At 46.9% G+C, this 5,438-nt stretch carries 3 protein-coding genes; 1 reads left to right on the top strand and 2 read right to left on the bottom strand.

Features of this window, described 5'->3' with window-relative positions:
• Nucleotides 1–131 precede the first annotated feature (131 nt).
• Nucleotides 132–878 (top strand): LysR substrate-binding domain-containing protein, encoded by a 747-nt coding sequence (locus tag INT33_RS20690; protein ID WP_319643949.1) that lies wholly within the window; start codon nucleotides 132–134, stop codon nucleotides 876–878.
• Between the two features lie 147 nt (nucleotides 879–1,025).
• Here the strand turns inward: INT33_RS20690 and INT33_RS20685 are convergent, their stop codons facing one another.
• Nucleotides 1,026–2,684, bottom strand: a complete 1,659-nt coding sequence (locus INT33_RS20685) for a DNA topoisomerase (RefSeq protein WP_226940293.1) — start codon at nucleotides 2,682–2,684, stop codon at nucleotides 1,026–1,028.
• Between the two features lie 459 nt (nucleotides 2,685–3,143).
• Nucleotides 3,144–5,324 (bottom strand): hypothetical protein, encoded by a 2,181-nt coding sequence (locus INT33_RS20680; RefSeq protein WP_193092915.1) that lies wholly within the window; start codon nucleotides 5,322–5,324, stop codon nucleotides 3,144–3,146.
• Nucleotides 5,325–5,438: the final 114 nt, after the last annotated feature.

Here is a 5,438-nt window from a genome sequence, read left to right as displayed (position 1 = left end):
GAATCTCGCGCACCGAGGCGTGATACAGATGCCCGAGCCAAAACGCCTGCATGGAGTTGAGTTCTTGGATCATGAGGGTCTCCTGGATGAAGAAACCTCAGTGTGGTCAGCAAAACTCCGCTTGAGAAGATGTGGTTAGTGGCGCGTTTACGCTTGAATTGACGCCGCAAGGCCGCGAGTTGCAGCAGGTACTTGAAGCCTCTTTCGACAACATCAGTAATACCATCCGACGCCTGAGTGCCTTACCCGAACGGCAAGCCATTACGCTGACGACCACGCCGGTGATGGCGGTGCGCTGGCTACTACCCTGGATTTACAGGCTGCGTGAATCCCATCCTGGCATCGACTTGCGTATTCATGCGTCTCACGAGCCCGTTTTGCTCGATGGGATAACCGCTGACCTTGCCATTCGCCATGGCGATGGACGCTGGCCGGGATTAGTCGCCGAGAAGCTTTTTGATACCACTTTGATTCCGGTTTGCAGCCCACAGCTTGCTCAGCAGGCGGGCAAGGATGCATCGAAATACCCGCTGATACACTTTCGGCCACAGGGTGTATTTATATCGCCCACGGATTGGCCGGGTTACCAGAAGATCGTCCAGATTCCTGGCTTGGATGTCGGCGCCGGCCTTGCGTTCTCTGATGAAAGCCACGCCATTGCAGCGGCAGTGGGGGGCCAGGGTGTCATGCTGATGAGCCGTCAGCTTATCGAAGATGAATTGGCCGACGGGCGCTTGATACAACCTTTTGGCCCCGAGCTTGAAGACCGCGCCTTCTTTTTGGCCTACCCTGAAAGCCGCCGCAACGACCCAACGATTTTGGCGCTTCGCGAATGGGTGATGGCAGTGCCTGGCAGGCTAACGGAACTCTCGGCTTAATAACTCCGTAATTTATACCGTTATCTTTCTTTAATTATTAGAATAGAGCCACAATTATGCCTAATAATAATTAGTTAAACATTATCGGCCGGAGTAAAAACGAGCTTCATAAAGGGTTTATTAAAGAGCTCGCTTGATTATTAATCCTTAGCTTTTGGTTGGTCCCACGGTGCTTTTTCTTTTCGTGTAACGCCTTTTCGGCTTACTCGTACGCTTTGCCGGGCTACCCGCTGCACCTTGAGCCGTTTGCAAACTCTGCCTGAGTTTGTTCGCATCGCTTTGATTAAGCAGGGCGCGAAGGTCATCCAGCAGGGCATGCTGAAAAGCCTCTGCATCATCTTGCTGCTCGGAAATGGCGCGCAGACGCTGCTCCCAAAGTGCCGTGCGCTCCGGCGTGCTGACGGCGCTGGGCAGGGCGGCGATTAACGCACTGCCGAGCTTGGTGGCGCGCAGTGCTTTTTGCTTACGCACCAGGTAGCCGCGCTGTACTAGGGTTTCGATAATACCGGCGCGGGTGGCTTCGGTACCCAGACCATCAGTATCCCGTAAGGTCTTGCGAACGTTCGGGTCATCCACATAGCGACCAATATTCATCATTGCCTTGATCAGGCTGGCATCGGTAAACGGCTCGGGTGGACGGGTTTCCTTTTCCTCTACGCCAGCACCTAGTGCTTTACAGCGTTCATTTTGGGTAAGCGGTGGCAGCGGTGGCGCTTCTTCTTTAGTGGTGAAAAGCGGTTTCCAACCGGGGGCCAGGATGCTTTGACCGCGGGCACGAAACGCCTCGTTTAACAGAGTGAACTCAGCTTTGACTTCAAAGGTGCGCAGCGGGCCATAGAACTGGGCCATCACGTTGCGCACCACTAGCCGAAACACGTGGCCTTCGGTGGCCGAGAGCTGACTGAAATCCGCGGGCTTTCCGGTAGGGGCCAACGCGTGGTGGGCGCCTACCTGCTTGTCGTTCCACGCCTTTGAACGTAGCGAAAAATCAGCGCCGTTTAGCCACTGCCTGAGCGTGTCATCATTTTGGCAGGCGCCGGTTAAACTGCGCTGGGCAAGGGCCAGGTGTTCTTCGGGTAGATAGCGGCAATCGGAGCGCGGGTAGGTGATCAGCTTGTGCTGCTCGTAAAGGCGTTGGCAAATATCCAGCACCATCTGGGCAGAAAGCTCAAAGCGTCGGGCGGCGTCTACCTGAAGGGCGGAGAGCGAGTAGGGCAGCGGCGGCGGCTGGCGTTTTTCTTGCTGGTCGAGCTTGGTGAGCTGGCCTGCAGCACCCGGCAACTGGGCGGCTAGTACATCAGCCGGTGTGCGGTCAATCAGGCGGCCTTGGTCATCTAGAGGCTGGATTTCCTTGGGCGCCCACCAAGCGCGTAGCTGGCCTTTTTCAACTTGTAGATCTACCCAGAGTGGGTAGAACGGGTGAGGCCTGAAATCTCGGATGGCGTTATCGCGACGCACGATCAGCCCGAGTACCGGCGTTTGCACGCGGCCCACGGAAAGCACGCCATCATGGCCCGCCTGGCGGCCGGTGAGCGTCCAGGCACGCGTCAAGTTGATGCCATACAGCCAGTCAGCGCGTGAACGAGCTTGCGCTGCCTGAAAAAGCGGCTGGAATTCTTGGTTGGAGCGCAGTTTGGCGAGCGCGCGACTGACCGCTGGGCGGTTAAGATCGCTGATTAACAAGCGTGTGACCGGACCACGGTACTTCAAATGCTCAATGACTTCCTGAACCAGAAGCTGGCCTTCTTCGTTACTATTACAAGTACTAATTTGTGAAAAAGTGTAATTGTTTGATTTTTTTAGCATTTCCACCATTTCATACTTCCGTAGCTTTTCACAAAAATTTATTGCTCAGTACATGTAAAATTTCGACTCTCTGCTCAAAAAATGAAACATTATAACTTCAATTATTAATTAATTTAGTATTTAGTCTCATTATAAATGAAACTTAAAATAGACAGAAGCAAGCTATACAGTACGTTTAATTTTTATGCTTTGTTATACGGTGAACATATATAGTCAATATTATGCTTGCGATAACAGGTAATGCCATTATAAAGTATTGATACCGCATGTGCTTTCTCCCTTGTAAACCAAAACCGCATGTGAGTTCATATTATAGTCATAATTAGAAAATATTGCTATACTCTGCAACCGTTGGATTCAAGAATGTTAAGGCATTTAAAAGATCATCGATAATAGTAAATAATTAAAAATTTTAAAACATCCTAATTGGCGCAGCTATGAAAATTTTGTATATTTTTTTCATAGATTTTGAATGCTTATATATAGATTGTATAACTGCAATGCAGACATGTCTAATATGGGCTCGTACATGAATGAGTTCAGGTGTATGTTCTCTGGAGTCATCAGATTGACCTGATCCAATAAGCGTACTTTCTCAGTCTCGCCAAGATTTTTTTCGACATACTTATCAAACAGCTCTCGTGTCTGATTAGATTCAATACCGTCGACAAAAGTCTGATCATTTATCTGTGAAATCATGAACTGCTCCGCTTTTAATCGGATGGCTATTGCAACAATGACTTTGGATTCAAGCTCTGGTGACTCATGCGCAGCGTTTGATAATTCGTCTGCCTTTTGAAATATCTTGTCAATCACACGTGATGCACCATCAGGTAGGATCAGTGAAGACTTATCTACAAGTATAGCACGATATATATCTTGTAATTGCTGCACAGTGATGTTTTGACTATTTGCCTTTAGATGAAGCAATGATGTTAGTGTTAAGTAATGGGCATCGTGTCCACAGTATTCAGCAAGATTTCTAACAAATGGAATACTGGCAAGCATGTAATGCTCATTTTGATGCATATCTCGTTTCCAAGCGACGAATACATCATTCTGGTACTTCTCAGGGTTAATCTTTATTTCTGAGGCTGTCTTAGTCGCCAGCATTCGCCTCTGACGTGCAACGCGGTTCCTGCTTCCAATTATCCGGCCGCCTACAATTCTATGGAAATCGAAATTATGTGTAAGAATTAAAAGATAGAAATGGGTCACTTGCGAAATATCACGAAGATATTCAACGATTGCGTATTTATTTTTATAATCGAAGGAGTCAGCAATATCGTCTATAACAATAAATACCGGAGCGCCCGCATTCTTTTTGGCTTCAATTTCAAAAAGAACATTCAGTATGTAAAGTGCGCGCTTCTCGCCTTGGCTCAACGTATCGAGCAAGGTTTCATGTTTAACCTTCTGCTGAACACCGCGTCCATCATCAAAGTCAAATTCGATAGATGGAGCCGCATCGTTAAGAATGACATCATCCTGATTGTCCACCCTAAGCTTGAATGGCACAGAAAAACGCTTGTTGAATATATCGACAACGCCCTTCCAAATCGTTTCCTGCTGCTTCGCTTGATCAATGATGTATTTAACTTTTTGCTGATTCGATTTGTAGGTTGAAACAAGGCCATCCCAAGCTGATTGGTGTGATTGAAGATAGCCTGTAATCAGTTTTTTCTTGAAGCTCTTTACATCCTTATACTCTGGTAACAACTCTTGGTGATTTGAAATAAAATCCCGAAAGGCCTGAGTCTCTTTTGTAGTTAGCTTTTTATCGACCTTGCTAAATTTTTCTTTCAGTTCTGGATTCTTAAAGATCTTATTCTGTTCTTCCTGTAAAATTTCATTCAAACGGTCTTTTGACGTTATTTCTTTCTTTTGGCCATTAATTGAAAGATTGACGCTGTGAGATGCATCAAAGAAGCCTGTATCGGAGAGGTTTTTTGAAACATTCCCCGCTTTCTGGTGATTGAAACTCCTCGACAGAACCGCTGATTCGCTAATGAGCTTTTCATAGGTTTCCACATAATCAGTCAGTTCCTGATCAAAGCTGTCTGTGGATGCGAGATCCAGAACCTTTGGATTAAAAAGATCTCCATATTTAAAATCGGCAAGACTGGAATAATCATGTGTACTCTGAAGCTTCAAATCTGCCAACAAGTCAAGAAACTCTTTTTCTGGCCGATCAAATGCTTCACAGATCAGCTCCGGAATCGCTTTATTCTGCTTTCTCGAAGACTTGGCCATATCTTTTATTAGCAAGGCTCTTTTATCATCGACTTCTTTTAGGGCTTCGTCATAGTCGCGTTTTAGGGCCTCGTTAACCAATAGTGTGGAGACCTGCTTTGAGCTATAACTTTCGTCGTAGGAATTAATGACCATTATCTGGCCAGCATTAACAGGCTGGCCATCTAAAGTAACAAGTCGTTTCGTTGCTCGCTCAGGAAAGATAATGTCCTTTGACTGCCTGCCTTCTTCAATGTCCTTTAGTGCCTTGGCCAGGGAGGTTTTCAATGTTCCGTTGGGCGCATACAAAGAACACACGCTGTAAATGCCATCAATTCTGGTGAAGTCTAACTCCTTCACTAGCTTATTAATGCCGTAACAGTTCTCCAGATCCAGCCCAAGCTTCATTTTGACTTCCTTTACAAATCGTTTATTTCAAAAAGCTTGAATCGCCCCGGATATTCTAGACACCCGTTAGGCTCTTAAAGTAACGCCTTTCATACTCAACCGGTGACAAGTTAT

It is taken from the genome of Halomonas colorata (assembly GCF_014897985.1).
Classification (GTDB): Bacteria; Pseudomonadota; Gammaproteobacteria; order Pseudomonadales; family Halomonadaceae; genus Vreelandella; species Vreelandella colorata.
This window is presented reverse-complemented; position numbering and strand designations above follow the sequence as displayed.